24 protein-coding genes are annotated in these 22,107 nt (G+C 69.5%); 4 read left to right on the top strand and 20 right to left on the bottom strand.

The window, feature by feature from the left end:
- Nucleotides 1–1,194: an AAA family ATPase gene (locus AC1VNM_RS07050; protein ID WP_483106354.1), complete on the top strand. Its 1,194-nt coding sequence runs from the start codon at nucleotides 1–3 to the stop codon at nucleotides 1,192–1,194.
- A 73-nt stretch (nucleotides 1,195–1,267) separates the two neighbouring features.
- Here AC1VNM_RS07050 and AC1VNM_RS07045 read toward each other — a convergent pair whose 3' ends face one another.
- The 19 genes from AC1VNM_RS07045 to AC1VNM_RS06955 all read right to left on the bottom strand — a co-directional run bounded on the left by AC1VNM_RS07045 (nucleotide 1,268) and on the right by AC1VNM_RS06955 (nucleotide 15,302).
- A complete protein-coding gene (locus tag AC1VNM_RS07045) occupies nucleotides 1,268–1,762 on the bottom strand; it encodes a hypothetical protein (RefSeq protein WP_483106353.1) in 495 nt (164 codons plus the stop codon).
- Nucleotides 1,763–1,766: 4 nt separating this feature from the next.
- Nucleotides 1,767–1,889 carry a hypothetical protein gene (locus tag AC1VNM_RS07040; protein ID WP_483106352.1) on the bottom strand — a complete coding sequence of 41 codons (123 nt, stop codon included), beginning with the start codon at nucleotides 1,887–1,889 and terminating at the stop codon, nucleotides 1,767–1,769.
- A gap of 244 nt (nucleotides 1,890–2,133) precedes the next feature.
- Nucleotides 2,134–2,817 carry a PEP-CTERM sorting domain-containing protein gene (locus AC1VNM_RS07035; protein ID WP_483106351.1) on the bottom strand — a complete coding sequence of 228 codons (684 nt, stop codon included), beginning with the start codon at nucleotides 2,815–2,817 and terminating at the stop codon, nucleotides 2,134–2,136.
- A 108-nt stretch (nucleotides 2,818–2,925) separates the two neighbouring features.
- A complete protein-coding gene (sctT, locus tag AC1VNM_RS07030; RefSeq protein WP_483106350.1) occupies nucleotides 2,926–3,897 on the bottom strand; it encodes a type III secretion system export apparatus subunit SctT in 972 nt (323 codons plus the stop codon).
- The gene (locus AC1VNM_RS07025; protein ID WP_377155137.1) at nucleotides 3,894–4,427 is read right to left on the bottom strand and encodes a hypothetical protein; all 534 of its coding nucleotides are present in this window, start codon (nucleotides 4,425–4,427) and stop codon (nucleotides 3,894–3,896) included. Before AC1VNM_RS07025 ends, sctT begins: the two co-directional genes overlap by 4 nt.
- On the bottom strand, nucleotides 4,427–5,776 hold the full coding sequence (gene sctN, locus AC1VNM_RS07020; RefSeq protein ID WP_377155138.1) for a type III secretion system ATPase SctN: 1,350 nt from the start codon (nucleotides 5,774–5,776) through the stop codon (nucleotides 4,427–4,429). Before sctN ends, AC1VNM_RS07025 begins: the two co-directional genes overlap by 1 nt.
- A gap of 87 nt (nucleotides 5,777–5,863) precedes the next feature.
- Nucleotides 5,864–6,571, bottom strand: a complete 708-nt coding sequence (gene sctL, locus AC1VNM_RS07015; RefSeq protein WP_483106349.1) for a type III secretion system stator protein SctL — start codon at nucleotides 6,569–6,571, stop codon at nucleotides 5,864–5,866.
- Nucleotides 6,565–7,203, bottom strand: a complete 639-nt coding sequence (locus AC1VNM_RS07010) for a type III secretion protein HrpB4 (protein WP_483106348.1) — start codon at nucleotides 7,201–7,203, stop codon at nucleotides 6,565–6,567. Before AC1VNM_RS07010 ends, sctL begins: the two co-directional genes overlap by 7 nt.
- Nucleotides 7,200–8,114 (bottom strand): type III secretion system inner membrane ring lipoprotein SctJ, encoded by a 915-nt coding sequence (gene sctJ, locus AC1VNM_RS07005; RefSeq protein ID WP_483106347.1) that lies wholly within the window; start codon nucleotides 8,112–8,114, stop codon nucleotides 7,200–7,202. Before sctJ ends, AC1VNM_RS07010 begins: the two co-directional genes overlap by 4 nt.
- Before the next feature lies 1 nt (nucleotide 8,115).
- Entirely contained in the window at nucleotides 8,116–8,502 is a 387-nt protein-coding gene (locus AC1VNM_RS07000; RefSeq protein WP_377155142.1) for a hypothetical protein, read from the bottom strand.
- Nucleotides 8,503–8,511: 9 nt separating this feature from the next.
- Entirely contained in the window at nucleotides 8,512–8,988 is a 477-nt protein-coding gene (locus AC1VNM_RS06995; protein WP_483106346.1) for an HrpB1 family type III secretion system apparatus protein, read from the bottom strand.
- A gap of 201 nt (nucleotides 8,989–9,189) precedes the next feature.
- Nucleotides 9,190–10,422, bottom strand: a complete 1,233-nt coding sequence (locus AC1VNM_RS06990; protein ID WP_483106345.1) for a hypothetical protein — start codon at nucleotides 10,420–10,422, stop codon at nucleotides 9,190–9,192.
- A 55-nt stretch (nucleotides 10,423–10,477) separates the two neighbouring features.
- The gene (locus tag AC1VNM_RS06985; RefSeq protein ID WP_431103511.1) at nucleotides 10,478–10,693 is read right to left on the bottom strand and encodes a hypothetical protein; all 216 of its coding nucleotides are present in this window, start codon (nucleotides 10,691–10,693) and stop codon (nucleotides 10,478–10,480) included.
- A 69-nt stretch (nucleotides 10,694–10,762) separates the two neighbouring features.
- Entirely contained in the window at nucleotides 10,763–10,960 is a 198-nt protein-coding gene (locus AC1VNM_RS06980) for a hypothetical protein (RefSeq protein ID WP_377155147.1), read from the bottom strand.
- Between the two features lie 158 nt (nucleotides 10,961–11,118).
- Nucleotides 11,119–11,553: a hypothetical protein gene (locus AC1VNM_RS06975; RefSeq protein ID WP_377155148.1), complete on the bottom strand. Its 435-nt coding sequence runs from the start codon at nucleotides 11,551–11,553 to the stop codon at nucleotides 11,119–11,121.
- 18 nt (nucleotides 11,554–11,571) lie between these two features.
- Nucleotides 11,572–11,835 (bottom strand): hypothetical protein, encoded by a 264-nt coding sequence (locus AC1VNM_RS06970; protein ID WP_297524110.1) that lies wholly within the window; start codon nucleotides 11,833–11,835, stop codon nucleotides 11,572–11,574.
- Nucleotides 11,835–12,881 carry a hypothetical protein gene (locus AC1VNM_RS06965; RefSeq protein WP_483106344.1) on the bottom strand — a complete coding sequence of 349 codons (1,047 nt, stop codon included), beginning with the start codon at nucleotides 12,879–12,881 and terminating at the stop codon, nucleotides 11,835–11,837. The genes AC1VNM_RS06970 and AC1VNM_RS06965 overlap by 1 nt, the downstream gene beginning before the upstream one ends.
- A 60-nt stretch (nucleotides 12,882–12,941) precedes the next feature.
- The gene (gene sctC / locus AC1VNM_RS06960; protein WP_483106343.1) at nucleotides 12,942–15,077 is read right to left on the bottom strand and encodes a type III secretion system outer membrane ring subunit SctC; all 2,136 of its coding nucleotides are present in this window, start codon (nucleotides 15,075–15,077) and stop codon (nucleotides 12,942–12,944) included.
- Nucleotides 15,078–15,110: 33 nt separating this feature from the next.
- Nucleotides 15,111–15,302 (bottom strand): hypothetical protein, encoded by a 192-nt coding sequence (locus AC1VNM_RS06955; RefSeq protein ID WP_483106342.1) that lies wholly within the window; start codon nucleotides 15,300–15,302, stop codon nucleotides 15,111–15,113.
- A gap of 399 nt (nucleotides 15,303–15,701) precedes the next feature.
- On the opposite strand from AC1VNM_RS06955, the gene AC1VNM_RS06950 reads away from it, so the two are divergent.
- From AC1VNM_RS06950 to AC1VNM_RS06940, 3 genes are all read left to right on the top strand, one after another.
- On the top strand, nucleotides 15,702–16,526 hold the full coding sequence (locus tag AC1VNM_RS06950) for a lytic transglycosylase domain-containing protein (protein ID WP_483106341.1): 825 nt from the start codon (nucleotides 15,702–15,704) through the stop codon (nucleotides 16,524–16,526).
- Between the two features lie 94 nt (nucleotides 16,527–16,620).
- Nucleotides 16,621–17,319 carry a winged helix-turn-helix domain-containing protein gene (locus tag AC1VNM_RS06945; protein WP_377155155.1) on the top strand — a complete coding sequence of 233 codons (699 nt, stop codon included), beginning with the start codon at nucleotides 16,621–16,623 and terminating at the stop codon, nucleotides 17,317–17,319.
- Nucleotides 17,320–18,493: 1,174 nt separating this feature from the next.
- On the top strand, nucleotides 18,494–19,129 hold the full coding sequence (locus AC1VNM_RS06940) for a pentapeptide repeat-containing protein (protein ID WP_483109253.1): 636 nt from the start codon (nucleotides 18,494–18,496) through the stop codon (nucleotides 19,127–19,129).
- Between the two features lie 229 nt (nucleotides 19,130–19,358).
- Here AC1VNM_RS06940 and AC1VNM_RS06935 read toward each other — a convergent pair whose 3' ends face one another.
- On the bottom strand, nucleotides 19,359–21,983 hold the full coding sequence (locus AC1VNM_RS06935) for an ATP-binding protein (RefSeq protein ID WP_483106340.1): 2,625 nt from the start codon (nucleotides 21,981–21,983) through the stop codon (nucleotides 19,359–19,361).
- Between the last annotated feature and the right edge of the window lie 124 nt (nucleotides 21,984–22,107).

Genomic DNA, 22,107 nt, shown 5'->3' with positions numbered 1-22,107 from the left:
ATGCTGTTCTGCTGTACCTTCAAAAATCTCTATTCCTTCGCCGATCAGGCCGAGCTTTCTTTCCTATTGCCACAACACAACGAAATCGCAGGCTGGGTTCGCGCCTCCCGGGCCCATCGACCTGTCACGGCCGTCCTGGCCGTCATGGGCGCGAACGGATCGGGCAAGTCCGGCTTGATTCGTATCGGCGCGGCCCTCGCGTGGTTCATTCGCGATTCGTTCAATCTGGCACCGGAGGACGCTCTGCCGTTCGGGCCACATCTGGCTCGACGGGATGCGCCTTCAGAGCTCAAGGTGGTCTATGAAGGCGCAGATGGTGCCGAGTGGTCCTACGAGCTCCGGATCCGAGCCGACCGGATTGAGTTCGAGGAGCTCTCTCGCACGGGCGGTGAATCAGGCTCGCGTCCCTCGCGAGTCTTCACCCGTGAGGCGCGCGGTGACAGTTATTCAGTGTTGCAAGGCCTCGGAATCGCGGACTCCGAGGCAGTGACGGTGCGACCCAACGTATCGCTCATTTCGTGGGCCAGACAGCACGGGACCGCGATGGCGCAGCGGATCGCAAAGACTTCGCTGGTCACCAATCTGGGGATGTGGGGGTGTGAGCAATCCGCTGCGAGTGCGCAACGTGCGGCGGCTGCCCACTTCGCGAAGCATCCGGACCATCGGGATTCGATGCGGGCTCTGATGAAGCTTTGGGACTTCGGACTCTCAGACGTGCGACTGCAAGCCCTGCCCGCTCATCCAACGGCAAGTGGCAACTTGGGAGAAGCCGAATGGATGGCGCTAGGCATCCACCATGACGCCGATGGCAGTACGTTTGAACTCCCCTTCCTGCGCGAGTCCAGCGGCGCCCGGCGCGCCTTTGTGCTGCTATGGAAGCTCCTTCCGGTCCTTGAGCAGGGCGGCCTTGCTCTCATCGACGACCTTGACGCCGATCTGCACCCGCACATGATCGAGCCGGTTCTGCGTCTGTTCCACGGCGAAGACACCAACCCTCATGGCGCGCAACTCCTGTTTACCTGCCGCTCGCCTGAAGTGCTCCGATCCCTGCATCGGGCGCAGGTGACCTTCGTGGAAAAGGTCGAGTGCAAGAGCGAGGTCTACCGCGGCGATGCCATCGAAGGGCTCACCGGCCAGCACAACCTCCACAACAAGTACCTGTCGGGCGCGCTCGGCGCGGTGCCGCAGATCTGACGTGCTTGACCATCCGAATCGTGCAGCGGACGGTGCGGGTCGTCGCTGACAGGACCAGGACCTCGACCAGTTTTCAGACCTGCGTGCGTCCCTCGCGCCACTCGACGATCCATGGATGCGCGAGCAGTTCTGGCGCCATCTGAGCCATGGCCCCGAGGAACGTCTCCAGCGTCGTCGACATCAGGTCGATGACGTCGCGCGTTGAGACCGTCTGCACCGAAGTATCCGGTTGCCAGGTCGACCAGCTTCGGCAGGTCGCCACGCAGACCGGTCCGGCCGGCACCCAGTCGACGGTGCGCTCGACGCCTTGCTCGTAGAGGTCGATCTGCGCGGTCTGACCCGCTTGCAGTCGACGCAACGCATAGGGCAACTGCTCCAGGAAGATCCCGAGGTCGCACGACACGTCGACCGGCCAGCGTTGCTGACCAAAGCCGGACACACGGCACTCGCTCCGTGTGTCGAACGCGCGGCAGATGTCCATCAGGATCGAGCGGACGTCATCTTCTTCGACACGATAGTCGCGCGCCTTGAAGCGCGGCGGCGCAATCAGATGGAGCTCGATGCGCATGTCGTCATGGCTCACCAAGCACGGCCTTCCTGATCTTCAAGACCAGTTCCTCCGGTCCCTCAATGGAAAGCCCGATGTAGGTCTCCGACTCCACGGTCAACACCTCACCATCGACGATGAAGCTCATGGACTCGAGCTCCTGAGAGCCAGCGATTCCGCGAGTCTCTGTCGCTTCCTTGCGAGCTCCGAATTGGCGCAGCACATCGCCGAGCTTCAGGCGAAGTGCGTCATCGAACTCGTCGCCAAGGATGTGGGTGGCCAAAGGAAAGCGGGGGCGTCAGGGCGAGTCGATTCTCTGTGCGCTCGCGCACATGCCCACCACGGGAGTTCCCTTGGTGGGCATCCGAAGACAAGCAGGAGGCGGATGAGCGCTATCGCCGCGGCGCAGACCGCCGCCGCGCCACCAGCGCCAGCAGCCCCACGCCGGCCAGCATCAACCCGTACGTGGCCGGCTCCGGCACGACCGCCAGCGTCCAGACGCCGCGCGATACGCTCAGTTGACCGGTGGAGTTGGTGAAGGTCTCGTAGAAGCCGTAGAGCTGCTCCTGCGAATCGGTGCTCCCAAGCCCCAGATAGTCATGCCGTCCGGTGGGCAGGATGTAGCGCCGTGACATGGACAGGTCCCAGTCGGTCGGCAACGCGAACATGCCGATGGCCCCGATCGTCAGCGATGCCTCCATCTCCCGCTGCACCGGGCACTGGTCGCAGTACGGCACGAAGGGATAGACCAGTGTCTCGCTGTAGCGCGAGCCGTTGTCGTTCACGTTCAGCGTCATGGTGAAGCGCGACACGTCCTCCAGCGTGTCCCCCGCCGCCAGCAGGCGCGTGACAGGCATGTAGATGTCGGCATTCAGCACCACGTCCATGAACCGGTACTGGTCAGGATCCCCGGGATTGGCGCGCACGTTCTCGACGCGCATCTGGAAGACATTGCTGACGTAGTGATAGCGCAGCTCTTCCGCGGCAGCGGGCGACGCGCCCATCGACAGCGCCACTGCGAGCGCCAGCGCACACAGCAAGCGACAACGGGAAAGGAACGATGACAGTGCGTTCATGACGACTCCCTGTGAGACTGATCGTCGGCCGCATCGCGGTCGCGGCAAGAAGCCTAAGCGGGCTGTCGACGCCTTTCCATCCGTGAAGCCGGGATCAGGGGCGCGTGATCAAGGCGGGAACGCCAACGTGCGATCCGCTTCCGACGCCGTCGAGGCCGCAGGCATCGTCGCCCCCGAGGCCCCCGACGCGGCCGTGGACGCCGCGGCCGCCGAAGTCCCGACGGCAGGCGCGGAAGCCGCCTCCGGCCCGGCCTTCGCCGCCTCGGCCGCCCTCGCCCACTTCGCCATCTCCGCCGACAGGTTCTGCATCGACAGCGCCGGCCGGACCTGCTCGAAGAACACCGCCACCAGCAGCGACAGCAGCGCGATCGCGACCGCGCCCTTCACCGGCTGCGCCAGGTTGTTGGGCTCGAGCTTCTCCGCCGTCTTCGACAGGATGCCGAAGCCCAGGTCGATCAGCATCAGCACCAGCAGCGCCGGCGCGGCGATCTTGATCATCAGCTCCAGGTAGTGCCCCGTCTGCACGCGGACGAAGTCCTCCAGGATCGTCGACCAGGCCGGCGACAGGCTGCCGATCGGCCACCAGTGGAAGGAGTCGAACAGGATGCCCGTCAGCATCAGCATCCCGCCCAGCAGGTAGAAACCGCTGATCGCCAGCTGCGACAGCAGGTTGCCGATCGGCGTGCTCTGCTCGCCGCTGAGCGGGTTGGTCTGCTGCACGTTGTTGTAGCCGGCCTGGTTGTCGATCAGCACGCCGACACCCTCCGCCACCCAGAACACCGTCGACGCGGCGAAGCCGAGCACCACGCCGATCAGCGCCTCCTTCGCGATCGTGGCCACCAGCTGGACCATGTCCATGCCGTGCACCAGCCCCGCCGGCTGGCCCCACGCGATGAACAGCGCCAGGCAGATGCACACGCCGTTGCGGATCGGCCCCTGCAGCACCTGGTCCGTCGTCGCCGGCAGCACCAGGAAGACCGCGTAGACGCGCAGCAGGCACACCGCCAGCAGCATCACGCCGTCCTGCAGCGTCGTGCCGAAGCCGATCACGCCGGCGAAGGTGTTGAACATCTCGTTCATGCGCCGGCCTCCGCCGCCACCGCCCTGGCCGCCGCTTCGGTCGCGCGCCGCTGTGCAACGCGGCGCGCGACCGCGGCCTCCTCGCTCTCTTCGTCCTGTGTGTCCTCGGCCTCCTGATCGATCTCGACGAGCCGCTTGCGCCGGCGCTCCTCGAGCTGCTCGATCTGCTGCTCGGCGCGCTGCAGGGCCTGCTTCGCGGCCAGCACGCGGGCCTCGGCCTGCGCCACCTGCGCGACAGCCGTCCGCACGCCCTCCTCGGCCTGGCGGACCAGATCCTGCAGGCCCTCGCGGACATAGGTCAGCGTGACCGCGTCCTGCGGGCTGAACGATGCCGAGGTGGCCAGCGCCTCGATCTGCGCCGCGCAGGCCTCCTCGTCGGCGACGCAGCCTTCGTGGCGCGCCTGCGCCGCCTGCTGTGCCGCCACCGCGGCGTCGCGCTGCGCGGACTCGGCCTTGACCTGCTGTTCCATCGGTTCGAGCCGGCGGCGCTTGGCCCACAACAGCAGCTTGAGCGAACGCAGGTCTTTCATCAACCGTTCACCAGCGCCTGCAGCTCGGCCACGGTCTGCTCGATCGGCCGCAGGTCCGAGGTCGCCTGGTTGAGGAACTCGCGGATCGCGCCGTGCTTGCGCACCGCCTCGTCGGCGAACGGGTCGTTGCCGGGCTTGTACTCGCCCATCTGGATCAGCAGCTCCATCTCGTCGTACTTGGCCATGAGCTTGCGCAGCCCGCCGTTGGCGGCCTGGTGGTCCTTGGGCACGATCTGCGACATCACCCGGCTCAGGCTGCCCAGCACGTCGATCGCCGGGTACTGGTTGCGCGCCGCGATCTTGCGCGACAGGATCAGGTGGCCGTCCAGGATGCCGCGCACCTCTTCGGCGATCGGGTCGCTGCCGCTGTCGTCCTCGGCCAGCACCGTGTAGAGCGCGGTGATCGAGCCCTTCGCGCCCATGCCCGTGCGCTCCAGCAGGCGCGGGATCTCCGCGAAGACCGACGGCGGATAACCGCGCCGCGCCGGCGACTCGCCCGCCGCCAGGCCGATCTCGCGCTGCGCGCGGGCGAAGCGGGTCAGCGAGTCCATCATCAGCAGCACCCGCAGCCCGCGGTCGCGGAAGTACTCGGCGATCGCCGTGGCGACGTGCGCCGCCTTCGCGCGCTCGATCGAGGAGCGGTCCGAGGTCGCGCACACCACCACCGAGCGCGCCATGCCCTCCTTGCCCATGATGATCTCGATGAACTCGCGCACCTCGCGGCCGCGCTCGCCGATTAGCGCGATGACGCTGATGTCGCACTGCGTGCCGCGCGCGAGCATGCCCATCAAGGTGCTCTTGCCGACACCCGCCGGCGCGAAGATGCCCATCCGCTGGCCCTCGCCCAGCGTGATCATCCCGTCGATGATCTTCACGCCGGTCGGCAGCGGATGCTCGATCATTTCCCGGTCCATCGGACTGGGCGGCATCGCGAAGACCGGCCGGCGCTCCTCGCAGACGATCGCCGGTCCGCCGTCCACCGGTTGGCCAAGGCTGTCGACCACGCGTCCCAGCAGCGCGTCGCCGACGGCGATGCTCTGGATCTCGCCGAGCCCGACGACCTGCGTCTGCCCTGCCGCCACCCCGAGGATCGAGCCGAACGGCGACAGGATCGTCTGGCCGTTGGAGAAGCCGATCACCTCCGCCACCTGCAGCAGCCCGCCATTGGCGTCGAGCAGGTGGCACATCTCGCCGAGCTTGGCCGACAGGCCGCTCGCGCGCACCAGCGTGCCGATCACCTCGACGACCTTGCCGGTGCGGTTCAGCGTCTCGGCGCCGGCGAGCTCGAGCTCCATCCAGCGACCAAGCTCATCCAGGTTCATCGAGGCGAGGCGGTCAGGAGCGTTCATCGCAAGGGACAGTCTCTAGGGGGAGGCACTGGGAATGAACTCGGGGCGAGTCGGCATTGAACGGGGGTTGAGCGAGGGCTGCCCAGTTCAACTCTCGGCGACCGCGCGCTTGACGGCGCGCGACATCGCCGCGCGCAGCGCGTCGAGCTGCGTGCTCAGGCTCGCATCGACCACGCCCATGTCCGATTCGAAGAGGCAGCTGCCCGCGGGCAGCGCCGGATCGACGACGACCTCGACGGACAGCCCGGCCGACTGCAGTTCCGGCACGGCGGCGATGCCGTTGCGCGCGGCGTCGAAGTCGGCATGGCTGACCTTGAGCGTCAGCGCCGTCGCCGAGCGCGACAGCGCCTGCACGCTGCGCAGCGCGCGCTGATACAGCGCGGCGCGGCCCTCGGTCTGCACGATGCGCTCGACGGCGCTGGTGACCACCTCGGCCATGCGTTCATGCAGGCCCCGCACGGCGTCGGCCTGGTCGACCGCGCGACCGGCCTGTCGTTCGTGCCAGGCGAGCGCGGCCTGCCGTTCGCCCTCGGCGCGTCCGGCCTCGCAGGCGGCGTCGATCTGCGCCTGCGCGTCGCGCAGCAGCGCCTCGGCCCGCGCCTGCGCATCGGACACGATGCGTTCCGCCTCCGCCTGCGCCTGCGCGACCAGCGCCTCGGCACGCGCGGTCGCCGCGCGGCGGATCTCGTCGTCGTGCCGCAGCAGCGTGACCTCGCTCGCGCGCAGGATGCCGTGAGGCGCTCCCGCGGCGGCGCCGTCGTCCGTGTGCGTCGATGTCTTCACCCAGATCAGCATGGCCACTCCACATCGGCTTCCGCGAGCGCCGCCAGCGACGCGGCCACGTTCCGTTCCGCCGCGACGGGCGAGGCGAGCACCTCGTCCACCGCCGTCCGCGGCAGCGACCAGCGCACCATCTGCCGCACCGGACCGTCGTCCGCTGACAAGGCCGCGGACCAGTCCGAGAAGCCGACGCACGCCCATTGCACCGGCGTCCAGGCGGCCTGTCCGGCCTCGACCGGCCGGCCGCGCGCACTCATGGCCGCCAGCGGCGCGAAGTGCTCACCGAGCGCGCGTTGCAGCGGCGCGCGCACCGTGCGGTCGATGCAGCAGCGCAGCACGCCCGGACGACGGGCCAGCGCCAGCGTGCACAGACGCTGCAGCAGTTCACCGCGCGGCAGCAGGCCGAGCCGCGGCAGCGGATCCGCGAATCGACCCAGCGCGGGCAGTCCGCCGCCCGGCGCCATGCGGTCGCGCCACAGGCGCGGCCACAACGCGGCGGCGCTCTCCGGCGGCAGCGCCTCCAGGAAGGCCCAGGGGCCGAGCAGTTCGTCCTGCCAGCTCGCATCCAGGTCGTCGACCAGGCCGCGCAGCTTGCCGTCGAAACTGACGGCCCAGGCCGCGAGCTGCTCGGGCGCGGCCATGGTCATGCGCCGCCGGCTTCGGCCGCGGGCACCGCGGCTCCGGCGGCGGCGCCCGGCGCCAGTCGACGGCCCAGTCCCCGCGGCAGCAGGCCCGGCTTCTTCCAGGCGATCACGCCGATCACCGCGCCCGCCAGCAGCAGCACCGCCAGCACGCCGCCGGCGACCCACGCCCAGGTGACGTCCGCCACCGCGTGACGCGGCGATGTCGGCAGCATCGCGCCCGGCACCAGGGTCACCGTGACGTTCTCATAGGTCAGGCCTTCGACGCTGCGCGCGACCATGCTCTTGATCGACGGCGCCAGCTGCGGCACGTCAATCTCCGGCCGGTACTTGACGAACACCGATGCGCTCGACGGCTTCACCGTCGTCGCCATCGGGTCGTTGTTGGGCAGCACGATGTGCACCTTGGCCACGATCACGCCGTCGATCTTGGACAGCGTGCTGGAGAGCTCCTGCGACACGCCGTGGATGAAGCGCACCCGCTCCTCCGTCGGCGTGGAGATCAGCCCTTCCTTCTTGAACATGTCGCCCAGCGACACGTACTTGTCCGACGGCAGGCCGTTGGCGCGCAGGATGTCCAGTGCGTTCACCACCTCCTGCTCGTCGACGGCGACGTTCCAGGTCTTGCCCCCGTCGCCGCTTTTCTTCTCCGCCTCCACGCCCCGCTGCAGCAGCGCGGCGACCATGTCGTTGGCCTCCGCCTCGGTGCGCTTGGTGTAGAGATCGGTCTTGCATCCGGCCAGCAGCGTGATGAGCAGGACCAGCGCCAGCAGGTAGACCACGTGCCAGGAGGCCCTGGAGCGATCGGGCGCGGCGGCGTCCGAGCCCTCCACCGCCCTCGCCGCGCTGGCTCCGCGGGTCCCGCCCGTCGCATGCACCGCGCCCCCGAAGGGGTCCGCCTGAGGATGGGCGCTCATGTCACTGGTTCTTCATCAACGTCTGCAGGCCGTTCTTGCTGCTCTGCGCGACGGAGGTGCAGGCCGAGAACTGCAGGCCCTGCGTGGCGACCTGCAGGTTCAGCTCCATCGAGCGCGCGGTCAGCTCCTGCAGGTTCATGTTGGGGGCATCGGCGACGTAGCGCTGCATGTCCGCGGTGACCTGGCGCGACGCGTCGTCCAGCGTGTGCAGCGTCTTCGTCATGGTCGAGTCCTTGGGGCCGACGGCGTGCGTCGCCGACGGATCGGGCTGCGGCTCGCGCGCCATCAGCTGCTCGAACTTCTGCGTCTGCGCCTGCAGGTCCGGCGTCGGCGTCGCGGCCTGCCGGATCATCTCGTGCGCGGAGATCGCTTGGATGGGATCGGTCATGGCTGCTCCTCAGGCCCGCATGTAGGCCATCTGCGAGAGGTCGATCGTCAGCGCGGGCGGCGTGGTGGACTCGGCCTCCGCGTCATCGCCGCCCGACTCCGCGTTCGCTTCGTCGGGATTCAGCAGCGAGCGGACCATGTCCAGTGCCTCGGCATTGGTGGAGGTGTGCAGCACGTCTTCGGCGGTCGCGCGCCATCCCGCGTCGCCGGTGGCGAACTGGCAATAGGCGAGGAAGGCCTTCGCCGTCGACCATTCGGGCGCGGTGGCATCGAGGTTGCGCAGCGTGCGCATCGCGTCGGCCCAATGACCGCGTTTCATCGCGATCCAGGCTTCGAAGAAGTCGAGCTGGGACACCTTGGGGCGCAGCAGGCGCACGGCGCCCAACAGGGTTTCGGCGTCGTCCAGCAGCTCGCGGTCCACCGCCAGGCTCACCAGGCCGACCAGGCCGGAGACGAAGTCTTTGCGTTGCAACGAGGAATCGATCATGTCTGCTCCATGGCTCGTGCCGTGCACGGCCGGTCTCAGAAAAGCGTTGGGGGCTCGGAGTCAAAAGATGCTCAGTGACCCATGGCTGCCGAGGCCCTGATTGGGGATGCAGCGCTAGGCGCAGACCGGAGACATAGCGGCGCTATGTCGAGGATCTGCAACGACGCGCTGCGCCCCAAGCGGGGCCTCGGCGGCCGTGGGTCAGCCGCGGGCGAGGGTTTTCTCGAGATCGCTCTTGCTGTACTTGTTGTCGCCCTGCTGGTCGAACTTGCCGTCGGCGGTCTGCCGCGCGACGTCCGTGCCCTTGTTGAGCGCGGTGTCGTTCACGAACTTCTGGGCGGCGGCCTGCAGCTCGAACGACGGCAGGAGGCCGTTGGGCATCTGCTTGCCCTGGGCGACGTCCTTCATCGTGTCCAGGTCGAAGGTCTTGCCGTTCTTGGACAGCGCGTCGAAGTTGTCCTTCAACGTCGAGATCGTCGAGTGCTGGTCGGCGTTCAGACCCTGCTTCTGGATGGAAGCGGTCAGGTCGCCGATGCCGATCTTGTCGTCGCCGCCCTTGTTCTTCAGGGCGAGGCCCATCTTGCCGAGCGCGTTGTCGCGGTCCGCCGTGTCCAGCTGACCCATCTTCTTCTCGCCGGCTTCGCTGCGCAGGAACTTCGCGGCCTGCTGGAACTCAGGCGTGAAGTCCTGGGGACGCATGCCCTTCGGGCAGATGCCGTTGGCGGCGTCGTCCAGTTCCTTGCCGCTGATCATCTTCATGCCGGAGTCGGTCATGGCCTTGAACAGGGCGCGTTCCGCGCGATTGCCGTCCATCGGACCGGTCTCGCCCTGCGGGCTGATCGATCCGCCCAGCGGAGCCGCACCGGCGCCGACCAGCGAGCCCGCGGCGCCCAGCGCGCTGCTCAGGCCGCCGATGGCCTGGCTCAGACCGCCAAGCAGCTGATTGGCGCCGCCCAGACCGCCGCCCAGCCCACCAGCGGCTTGTCCCAGGCCGCCCGCCGCCTGACCCAGTCCGCCCAGGGCCTGGTTCAGTCCGTTGAGGCCCTGCGACAGGCCGCCCAGCGCGCCGAGCGCGCCGGCGAGCGGGCCGCCCTGGCCGCCCTGCAGCGCGTTCAGGCCTTGCGTCAGGCCGCCCAGCGCCTGACCGATGCCGCCGAGGCTCTGGCCGATGCCGCCCAGCGCCTGGCCCAGTCCGCCCAGCGGCGAATTCGCCAGCTGGCCCATCTGGCCGATGGCCTGACCGATGCTTTGACCGGCGCCGCTCATCGCGGCCGCGATCGGGTTCTGCAGCAGCTGTTCCAGCGGCCGCAGCAGCTGGGTCAGGCCCTGCAATCCTTGTTGAAGTCCCTGAAGCGCCTGCTGGATGCCGGCCAGGGGGCTCTGCAGCCCCTGCAGCATGTTCAGCGGCGATTGTTGGAGAAGTTGAATGCTCATCTAATTCGCTCCGACAGAGGTTGGATGCGGTGACGCGTCGTGCGCGCAGCGCGGGTCACACCAGTCCCTTGACGCTGTCGCCGCCGGCCTTGAACTTCTTGCCCAGCGCCTCCGACATGGACGCCATCTGGCTCATGCGGCCCATCTCCAGGTTGTTGGCGATGGTCTGCTTGCTCTGGGCCTTCAGCTCGGCCATGAACATCTGCGACGACGCGGAGGCTTCGGCCGACTGGGCCTGAGCCATCGGCGCCCCCGGGAGGGTTGCGGACATGGGGTTCTCCTTGCGGGGCACGGAGCGACCGCGCCGGGCCCGGACGGGACCGGCGCGGCCGCCGCGGCGTCAGACCAGGCCTTTGACGCTGTCGCCGGAAGCCTTGAACTTCTTGCCCAGCGCTTCCGACATGGAAGCCTGCTGGCTCATGCGGCCCATTTCCAGGTTGTTGCGCATCTGCTCGGCGTTCTGGGCGCGCATTTCGCCCATCATCTGTTGCATGTCGGCGGAAGCGCCAGCGCCTTGGGAATTGACTTGACCTGCCATGTTTCTCTCCTGGTGATACGGAAGACAACTTCCGGAATGAAAGTGCACGAGGCACTGCTTGCCCGTGGGACGAACCCTTCGCCCCATCGGATCCTGGGATCGACCGCCCCGCCGCGCGGGCCGGTCGACATGAATCGATCGACGTCCCGTGGGGGACGTCACTGCAAGGTGGCGGCGTACTCCAGCACGCCGTTGGCGGCCTGCCGAACGTTGGGGTCGGCGCTGGTGGCCAGCACCTCGTCGAGCACGCCCTTCCAGCGGGCGTCGCGCGCCAGCAGGAAGGCCGTGGCCAGCGCGACCTTGGCGCCCTCGTCCTGCGGGTGGTCCTCGACGTGCTGCACCAGCGTGGCCGACGCGTACTCGGCGTCGCCGCCGATGCTGTGCGCGATGGCGCGGCAGATGCGGAACGGCGACGGATCGGCCATCGTCAGTTCCACCGCCGCGCTCACCAGGGCGGCGTCGTCGCGGGCGCGGTACACGGCGCCCAGCAGCCCCACCGCCATGAGGTTGCGGTAGACCAGCGGGTAGCTGGCGGACGCGCCGGCGGCACCGGAGGCGTCCAGGGTCGAGGCATCAATGGGCAACGCGGACATGGGGCGCTCCTTGTGCACTCAGGCGGGCAGCGAGGCGGTGTGGATGGTTTCCCACACGTGCCGCACGATGCGCTGCGAGGCGCGGAAGCCTTCGATCAGCTGCGAGCTCAGCTGGCGCTCGGCATCGGCCAGCGGCGTCTGCAGGTGGGCCTCGGTGCTCTGCGCGACCTGGTCGAAGTAGCTCAGCATCGCGCGGGTGCGCTCACCGCTGAGGTCGTCGGTCAGGGTCTTCTCGATGTGCGCGAGATCCGCGAACACGGTCTGTTCCAAGGGGTTGTCCATCACGGTTCTCCGGTGGGGGATGAGGAAGACGGATCCCCGGCGACGGCGGCGCCGTCGTCCACGGGGGTCCGGAGCGAAAGGTGCTTCGTGCCGTCGGCCGTCTGCACGTACTGCAGGCCGTCGTCGCCGGCCAGCATGGAACCGACGCGCACGCGCGCCGTGGGCAGCGTCTGCTCGACGGCGATGTCGATGCGACGCACCAGCGGGCCGATGTCCCCGGCGATGCGGCGGACCTCGTCCTGCAGCTCCGCGGGATCGGCCGCCTGGCCTTCGACGGCGAAGACGCCCTGGCCGCGGTGGACGATGCGCACGCCGGGCCGGTTCAGCGCGTCGCCGATCTGGCGGACGATGTCGCTGGCGGAGGCATAGCGGTGCAGGAGCTGACCCTCGCCGAAGGGCTGCAGCGCGGCGCGGGCGCGGGCCATCTCGGCGCTGCCGGGCAGCAGGCCCTCGACGACCAGCCGGCGATCGACGCGGCGCACGGTGAGTCCTTCGACGCCGGCCTGACGGAGCGCCTGCGTCGCCTGTTCCATCGGACTGATGGGCGGCGCGGTCGAGGCGGCGGTCTGCGTGCTGAGCACCGACGCGAGCGCCGCGATCAGCGCCGCGGCGGCGACCAGCGCGCTCAGCTTCAGGCCGAGCGCCGACTTCGCACGGGGCGCCGCTTCGGCGGCCACGGCGGCGGCGGTCGCCTTGATCTTCGCGACGGGCCGCATCAGCGCGTCCATCAGCGCCATGTCGCTGGGCCACGCCGCGGCATCGGGGGCCGCGTCGGGACCGACGCACAGCACGATGTCGCCGAAGCGCCGCGGCAGGAAGTCCTCCAGCAGGCCCTGCGGATTCGCGGGCGTTCCGTCGTCGGCGATGAGGTGGAGCGCGGGAGACACGTCGGAGCCTTCTTCCTCGAACGTCAGGATCAGCGGGGCATGGGCCCAGTCGCTGATCTGGAGGTCGGCGTCCTCATCGCTGGCGATGCGGTACTGCCGACGGGTCAACCGTAGCTGGACCCCGGCATGCAAGCCTGTGAGGATGCGAAGCTGCTTCATGGTTTGCGAATCCCGAACTTCTTTGTCGCTTCGTGGTGGCCTGTCGACGGCGTCGCGGGCTCAGCCGCCGCCGCCCTGCAGGAAGGATTCAGGCGTCGAGGACGGCGCACGAGTCGTCTGGTTCTGCGCCGGATTCGACGCTGGCAAGTTCGATGACGGGCTCGCCGTGGGCTGCGACAGACCCGATGACGACGGGGGTTGCGGCACACGACCGTCCGCCGTCATCGCCACCGCGCCGGCGGTCGCGGCGCCGTAGGGGCCCGACGGGAAGGTCGGCTCGCGGATGATCCGCGGCGAGATCAGGAACAGGCGCTCGGTCTGTCCCGCGCTCTCGCTGGTGTGGCGGAACAGGCCGCCGAGCAGCGGCACGCGGCCGAGCACCGGCACCTCGTCGCGCTGCGAGGCCTGGCTGGTCGTGGTGATGCCGCCGATGAGCAGGCTCTCGCCCTCGCCCACATGGGCCTCGGTCATGATCTCGGTGCGCTTGACGATGGGGACGCTGTCCACGCGCTGGTCCTCGAAGCTGCCGTCCTCGATGTAGAGCGACAGCTTGATGCGGCGCGACACGCCGCCGTTGTCGGGCACGGAGGTGATCTGTGGCGTGACCTGCAGCAGCGTGCCGGCCTCGACCTGGAAGAGGTTGGCCTCGAGGTTGCCGGCGACCTTGACGGTGACGACGCGCTTCTCGCGCATGACGGCGGGCCGGTTGGCCACGCCGAGCACCTTGGGCTTGGCGATGACGCGGGCCTTGCCGCGGGCGCTGAGGGCGTCGATGCGCGCCATCAGCTCGCGGCCGGCGTTGGACCACAGCGTGCTCAGCGTGAAGGTACCAGCGCTGTTGCTGCCCGGCGGCTGGGTGACGCCGAAGCTGCCCTTGCTGCCGCGCACGCTCCAGTCGATGCCCAGCGAGTCGATGCTGTCGCTGCTGACGTCGATGATGGTGGCCTCGAGCTCGACCAGCACCGGCTGCACGTCCAGGCGGCGGATCAGCTCGACATACTCGTCCATGCGCTGCGGCCGGCCGTGGATGATGACGGTGTTGGTGCCTTCGTCGGCCTGGAAGATCGGCGGCGTGTCGTCGTCGACGGGACTCTGCAATCCTCGGGTGCTGCCTTGCGAGGCCGCGCCGGCGCCGGACTTGGCCGACTGTCCCGCGGTGACCTGGTTGGGCTTGCGGGCCATGATGTCGGCCAGCCGCGTGTCGCGTCCCATCACGCCCTGCAGCGCGGTCAGCTTGCCCGGGTGGATCTCGCCCGCCGACGTCGGCGTGTCCTCGTCGCCCTGCGCGCCGCTGGTGGTGCCGCTGTAGAGCGAGGTGAGCACGGAGGCCACGCCGCGGATGCGCGTCTGGCCGAAGGTGCGATCACCGGCGGAGGCGAAGCGCAGCGGCACCACGCGCACCGCCTTGCGGTTGCGCTCCATCGCACCGACGTCGAGCGACTCGATCGCCGCGGCGATCAGCTCGACGTGACGCGGCGGGCCGTAGACCAGCAGCGTGCTTTCGGCCGCGTTGAAGCGCAGCGGGAAACGCGCGTCGCCGAGCTGCAGCGAATCCAGCAGGTCGCTGACCTGCTCGCGGCGGAAGCCCTTGAGCCGGAAGAGCCGGCTCTGCACGGCGCCCGCCGGGTAGAAGTACAGCGCGGTGCCGTCGTGGTACCAGATGACGCCGTAGGCCCGGTTCATCGAATCAAGGAACTTGTCCGGCGTGGTGTCGAAGTTGGCCTGCACCATGCCGTCGATGCCGTCGGCGAGCACGGCCGGCAGGCCCTGGCTCGCGGCGAAGTCGAGCAGCACCTCGTTCACGCGCTTGCCTTCGGCCTTGTAGATGAACCGCGGGCTGCGCCATTGGCGCGAGACGTTCTTCGTGGCCACGCGATCCGACCGGACGGACTTCGCGGTCGGCGCGCCGGTCGGTGCCGTCGTCGTTGTCGTTGTCGACGTTGCGGGCGCGGTCGTCTGCGCCTGCGTCAAGGTCTTCGCGGGCGGCGCGGCCAGCGGCACCGCGATCGGACTGGCGCCCGATCCGGCAGCGGCGCCGGCGCCCGACGTTGGCGTCGATGTCGATGACGATGTCGGCTGCGCCGACTCGCCGACACGCGCAGACCAACTGAGCGGCGCCGCGGCGCAGAGCATCAGCGCCACCGGCAGGCGGCCGATCCGCATCGAGCGGCTGGAGGAACGAAGACGTCGGGGCATGAGGTTCACAGTGCGGGACGCTGACTCGTCGGCTTACTCGTCGTCCTGCATGGACGCCTTGATCTGGTCCGACACCTTGGTCATGGACTTGCTCATCGCCTGCTGACCCTGCTGCATGCCCATCATCATTCGCTGCGCCATCAGCGATTCGAGCTGCGCCGTCTCCGTCGGCGCCGCGGCAGCAGCCGGCGTGGTCGGAACGTTGGCGGCGATCGGTGTGGTCATGGCGGACTCCGTTGATGCGATGGGACGGAACATAGGGACCAGGCGGCCGGCAGTAACGGGACCATGCGAAGGCGATGAGCGTCATGCGAAGGTGCGTCGGCTCATGCCGACTGCAAAGGCAGTGGCGTTGGCCGCCAGGTCGCGGGGCCTTGGCGGCAAGCGCCAAAACCCCGCGACCTGCCGTCCCCACCCGACGTCTTACTGCAACGGATTTGCGACCGAGGATTGCGAGGGGCTGAACGAGGACTTCGGTGGATCGGACGAGGGCTTCGGACAAGACCTGGCACTACCTCGGAAGAGGGGGTTCGTCCCGCCGTCGCACGCTTCGCATCGCACGGCGGCGTCCACCGATGCAACACTTAGCGTCGCGGCCTTCGCAGGTCATCGCTGGAGCGCCGCATGAACGACCGTTCGTTCGTCTTCTTCTTCCGCCACGTCGTCGTGATGACCGTCGTCATGCACGCGGCGGACACGATGGCGCAAGGCATCGGCGCGACCAGCGTGGCCAGCGCCGCCAGCTTCAGCGCCGCGAACGATCGACCCGTCGAGCAGGTGACCCGCTTCCGCTGCACGCTCATCGACGGCAGCACGCGCCTGTTCATCGAGGATCCGCGCGAACGCCATCCCGGCCTCGCCGACGACTGCACGCTCGTGCGCGTCGCCGTGGCACCGCTGCGCCCTGGCGCCTCGGACGACAGTCCGCCATGGGTCGGCTTTTCCGCCCGGCTGATTCAAGGGCCCCAAGGACTCCCGGGGTCTGGCGGCGCGTCGACGGACATGGCGTCCTTCCTGCGCGACGCCGCACGGCCGATGCCCGCGGAGATGGCATCGCTGGTCCGCGCCGCCAGCGATCGTCATCGCCTCAACCCCGCGCTGGTGTCGGCGTTGATCTTCGTCGAGTCGCGTTATCGCGCCGATGCCCGCTCACCCAAGGGCGCGATGGGGCTGATGCAGCTGATGCCGGCGACCGCCGCGAGGTATGGCGTGTACTCCCGCGCCGACCTGCTCGATCCGCGCGTGAACGTGGACATCGGCGTGCGTCATCTGCGCGCGCTGCACGACCGCTACGACGGTCGCGTCGACCTGATCCTGGCGGCCTACAACGCCGGAGAAGGCGCGGTCGAACGCTTCGGCCAGCGCGTGCCGCCCTTCCCCGAGACCGAGGATTACGTGCGCCGGATCACCACGTTGGTTGGCGTGCCTGAAACCGCTTTCACCCCCTGAACGAGGGGGCATAAATGAAAATGAATGTTCCGTAAAGGACATGAAGCGCTGGCGTTGGCGACAGTGCGGTGGTCATCCGGTTTTCAAGGTCCACGTGAAAGTCGCCACCCTCTGCCCTTCCCGCTCGCTGGAACACTTCGCCGCCGCTGCGCTGCGCGAGGCCGGCTACGACCCCACCCCCCACACGCACCTGAGCCCGTTGATCTCGGCGCTGCGAACGCCCGGCGCCGACGCGGTGCTGCTGGAAGACCACGACGCCCACATCGACAGCTGGCTGGCCGCGTTGCGCCTGCACGCCGGACGCAGCGTGCCCATCGTCGTGCTCGGGCTGGGCGATTCGGTGGGCATCTCGCGCGCGCTGCAGCGCGGCGCGGATGACTACGCCGTCATTTCCGACGGCGCGGGTCCGCTGATCCATCGGCTGCGCGCCCGCATCCAGACGCGCACGGACGGCGTGCGCGCGAGCTCGCTGCGCGCCGGGCCGTATGCACTGCATGCGTCGACGCAGAGCCTGTCCACCGGCGCGCGCGAGGTGAGCCTGACGGCACGCGAGTTCGCGCTGGCCTGGACGCTGTTCGAGAACCTCGGCCGCGTGGTCAGCACGCACACGCTGTCGACCGAGATCTGGGGCCGCTCCAGCGACATCGGCAAGCGCACGCTGGAGCAGCACGTCTACAAGCTGCGGCTCAAGCTGAATCCCGGCGGCCCGCGGTCGCGGTCGCGCACGCTGGACGGCACGCCGGTGCCGCGCATCCAGACGGTGTACGGCGTCGGGTACCGACTCGACGTGTGAGAGGAAGACCGACCGCGGTCCTGCCGCGGCCGCTGGCCCTCACCCCTGCCCGCTCCCGCAAGCGGGAGAGGGAGTAAGAAGGATCCAGCGGGCAAGCGATCAGGGTTGCGCGCGCTGCGCTGCGGCCCGCTGCGCGGCATTGCGGCTGCGTACCGTGTCGTTGAGCTGATACGACGCGACGGTCAGCGCGAGCAGCGTGCCGCCCACCAGCCCCGCGACCGCCGCATGCACCCCGGCCTGCGCGGCCTGACGCTCGTTGGCGCTGACGCCGGGCTGGCTCAGCGTCGACTGCAAGGCCTGCACCACGCCCAGCGCGATCAGTCCCGGCACCATCGTGTTGAAGATGCGCGTGTCGGCGCGTTCGGCTTGCCGACCGAGTTCGTTGCGAGTGAACGGATTGCGTAGATCGATGTGGATGTGACGCACGTGCGTCTCGCTACCCCGGCCGTGCCGGGTCGTCTCACGCATGCGAAGCGCGGACGCGGTATCGACCAGATGGTCCTCGACCGACGAGGTCAGCATGTTGCCCACGCCCGCGATGGCGCCCGCGCCGACGGCCAGGCCGCGCGCGGCCTGCCACGCGGGCTGGCCGCCGAGCGTGCGCTGCATCAGCAGCTGCGTGCCCATGTCGATGACCGCCGCGGCGGCGCCGAAGGTGCCGCGCATCGTCCAGGTGACATCGGCGGGACGCAGGTTCCGCCCCTCGGGCGGCTGCGTGACGTTGGGGTCGCCGTTGCCGACATGCACCGTGTTGATCGCGGGACGCAGCGCCTCGCGGCATTGCGCCTGCAGATGCGCGATGACCTGGATGGCGGCCGCCGCCTGCGCCGCGCCCGCCAGCGCGGGATTGCTGCGCGAGGCGATCGTCAGCGCCAGCGCGGCGAAGTCGCCGCCGGCGATCCCGGCGGACTGGATCCCCTGCCAGATGCGACGCGGCACGCTGCCGTTGCGCTGCGTCGAGTCCCCGGCGAAGGCCTGGTCGGCGACCTGCGCGCTGCTTTCGCTGTGGATCTGCGACACGATGCGGCGACCCAGCGAGTAGGCCGTCAGGGCGGTCTGCGCCGCCACCGCGGCAGTCGGATGGGACACCACCGCCCGCGCGAGTTCGGGTGCGATGACGCCCTGCACCACCGTGCGCACGCCCGCCACCGGCAGCGCGTGACGCACGTTCTGCATCAGGAAGAACGACAGCGCGCCGGCCTCTCGCGGCGCGTGGCCATCAGGTGCCGCATGCGCAGGCGCGTGGGGGGGCTCCGGCACTTCGTGCACAGGCGCTTCATGCACAGGCGCTTCGTGCACAGGCGCTTCATGCACAGGCGCTTCGTGCACGGGCGCTTCGTGCACAGGCGCTTCGTGCACGGGCGCCTCATGCACAGGCACTTCGTGCTCGGGATGCTGGGCGTCAAGACCGACACCGCCCGTCCGCAAGGTGCCCGATGCGGAGGATGTCGTGGACGTTGCGGACGACGCGCGCGTCAGCGCCACCGGCGACGGTGGTGTGGGGTCGCCGAGCGGTCGGACTGGACGGCGCACTTGCTCCAGCGACAGGCGCGGCGCGAGCGAAGCGTCCCCACTGCGGGACGGGCCGGCGTCGGAGTTGCGCCGTGCGTTCAGACCGCCGAGCTCGGACGACATCCGACGGGGCGGTTGGGCCCCGCCTCTGGGCGACGCCGGCGATCCGGGCGATGCCGGCGTCGTGGGGGTCGGCGCGCGATCGAGGCGGTCGAGCGGGATGTCGCCGGTATGGATCGTCGATGCGGGCAAGCCGGCGGGCGGCGTGGTGATCGTCATGGGAGCGGTCCTGCAATGAGCAGCTGCCACTCTCGACAGCCCGCATGACCCAACCGTGACGCCCGGGCCGGTGCGGGCATGGTCCCCGCGCGACCACTTCGCGCGGACGCGAGCCGCTTCGCCCTCAGTGCCTGAGCGCCCGCGCTTCAGTCGCCTGAGCTTCGTTCTTCGTCTCTTCGGTCGCTGAAGTCGCTTGAGTCGCTTCGGTCGCTCTAGTTGCCTCGATCGCTTCGATCGCCTCGGGCGCCTCAGTCACCGCAGGAAGTCGCGACGCCCGCCGTCCGCGCCAGCGCGGCGAGCATCGCGCGCGGTTCGTCCCAGCGATTGCCCTCCTCCTGCAGCCGCGCCATCGAGAAGCCGTCCAGCCGCGTCCGCATCCGTTGAATCAGGCGGCCCCACGGCGGCAAGGGATCCGCGCGGATCGGCGAATAGGCCTGGCCCGCATACCCCGTCAGTCGCGCCGCGTCCTGATCGCGCCCTTCCTCGAACGCCAGCCAGGCGAAGACCGGCAGCAGACGGTCGAACGCCTCGCTCTGGCTGTCGCCATGAAGCTCGCTGGCATGCTCCGCCTGGCCCGGATCGTGGCCAGGACCGAGGTTCGCGCCCTCGATCCGACCATCGCGATAGGCCTCGCGGACCGCTCCGCGCGGCGTCTTCGGCGAGACGATGCCGGTCAGCACGTGGCGCGCCTCCTCGACGCGCCCTTCGGCCAGCAGCACGGCCGCCAGGCAGCCCAGCACACGCTGCAGGAACGCGCCGTTGGCCGTGTTGATGCCGCTCGCGCGGCTGGCGCCGTCTTCCCACTGGCGCACCAGCGCCGCGGAACGCAACGGCTCGCCATGCCCGACCTGCAGGCTCATGAGCCGCTGCAAGTCGTCCAGCACCCATCGCGACGCGCCGATCTCCTGCGCCAGTTGCAGCGACGCGCAGATCGCCTCGTCAGCCTCGGCCGCCTGACCTTCGACGCGCCACACATGCGCCCGCGCCGCCAGTCCCCACAGCTTCAGGCGCGCCGCATGCGCGCCCTCGCAGCGACCGGCCAGCGCGACGAGTTCGCCCATCGCGTAACGCATCGCGGCCTGGCTCAGTTCCTGGTCCTCCACGACCTGCCGGCACAAGGCCAGATAGCGCAGCGCGGGATCGTCCGCCGTGCGCGACACCGTCACGCCGCGCCGGTACCAGATCGCCGCGCGCTTCGGATCGTGCGGCGCGAGCAGGCCCGCGTGGTCGATGCAATAACGCGCCAACACCGCCGGCGGCAGTTCGTTCGGCAACTCGGCCTCATAGGCGGCATGCCGCCACGCCGTCTCCGACGCCAGCGACAGCAACTCGAACAGCGAGCGCGAATGCGCCAGCAGACCGAGCCCCCGCACCGGCTCATGTTCCAGACACCAGTCGAGCGCGGCGCGCACATTGCCGAGCTCGGGCGAGAACTCCGCGATCCAGCGCGCGTCCGGCATCATCTGCAGCGCCCGCTCCGCGCGGTCGAACAGCTGGCTCATCGCGCGCGCATGCTGGCGGCGCGCGATGTCGACCTCGCCGGTCTCCTCCAGCAGCAGCAGCCCGTAGGCGCGGATGCCGTCGAAGAGCCGGTACCGCGGCCGATCCTCCGCGTCGACCTGGACCAGCGAATGGTCCACGAGTCCCTCGAGCGCCTCCGCCACCGTCCACGCATCGAGCTGCCGGTCCGACAACGCGGCCGTCGCCATCTCCAGCGTGAAGCCGCCCTCGAACGGCTCCAGCCGCCGCAGCACGAGCTGCTCGACGTCATCCAGCAGCGCGAGGCTGGCGTCCATGCAGGCGCGCAGCGACTGATGGCGGCGCGGCCCCGCCTGCGTGCCGCGCGTCAGCAGCCGGTACCGGTCGCTGAGCCGCTCGCAGAGTTGATCGATGCCGAACATCGCGAGCCGGCCGGCCGCCAGCTGCAACGCCAGCGGAATGCCGTCCAGCCGACGGCACAGCGCCGTCACCTGGGCCACGTTGTGCGCACCGAGCGCGAACGGCTGCCCCTGCGCCCGCACCTGATCGACGAACAAGGCGACGCTGCCGTGCATCAGCGATTCGTCCACGCCCGCGCCGGGCGGCGGCACCGACAGCGGCGGCGTGCGCAGCACACGCTCGCCCGGCACGCGCAGCACCTTGCGGCTGGTCACCATCAACGCCACGTCCTCGGTGTTCTCGAGCACCGCGTGGCAGAAGGTCGCCGCGCGCGCGCCGGCGATCTCGGCGTTGTCGAGCACCAGCAGCAGCGACATCGGCCGCAACAGCGCCAGCAGCGTCTGCAGATCGGTGCCCGGGTCCAGCCCGAGCGCCGCCGCCACGATCGGCAATGGGTCGGAAGGATCGTCGCCGTGCAGCAGATCCACCCACACGGCGCCGTCGCGGGCCGCCTGGCGGCGTTCATGCGCGCAGGCCAGCGCGAGCGTCGACTTGCCGACACCGGGCGCCCCGACCACGGTCACCAGGCGATGCCGCACCAGCCGGCTCAACAGCGCCTGCAGATCGGCGCCACGGCCATGCATCGCCACCGGCGCCGATGGCAAGGCCCGCGGACGGACGATGGGTGATGGGGGATCGACCGGCCGGTCGGTCGACTCGTGGGACGTGTCCTCGTCCTGCCGCAACGGCCACGCGAATCGATAGCCCTGCCCGGCCACCGTGGCGATGGCTTCGCGGCCCAGCGCGCGGCGCAACGCCGACACGTGGACGGCCGCGTTGTTCTCTTCCACGGCCTGTCCGGGCCAGACCCGATTCAACAGTTCGTTCTTGGAGACCACCTCGCCGCGATGCGCGACCAGCACGCCGAGCAGATCCAGCTGCCGGCCGCTGAGCGGCACGGGCACGCCCTCCGACAGGAGGACGCGCGAGGCCATGTCAAGCACGAACCCTTCGAAGCGAAAACGACTCGTCACTTCAGCTTGCCCTTCATGGCTGTCACCGGCGGCAGGACCCTGCACGCCGTACGCCATCGCATCCCCGATGTCCTCGCATCGGGCG

This window comes from Mitsuaria sp. MSU3D (assembly GCF_056867975.1).
The sequence above is the reverse complement of the archived record's forward strand: the minus strand, read 5'-3'. Positions and strand labels throughout refer to the sequence as shown.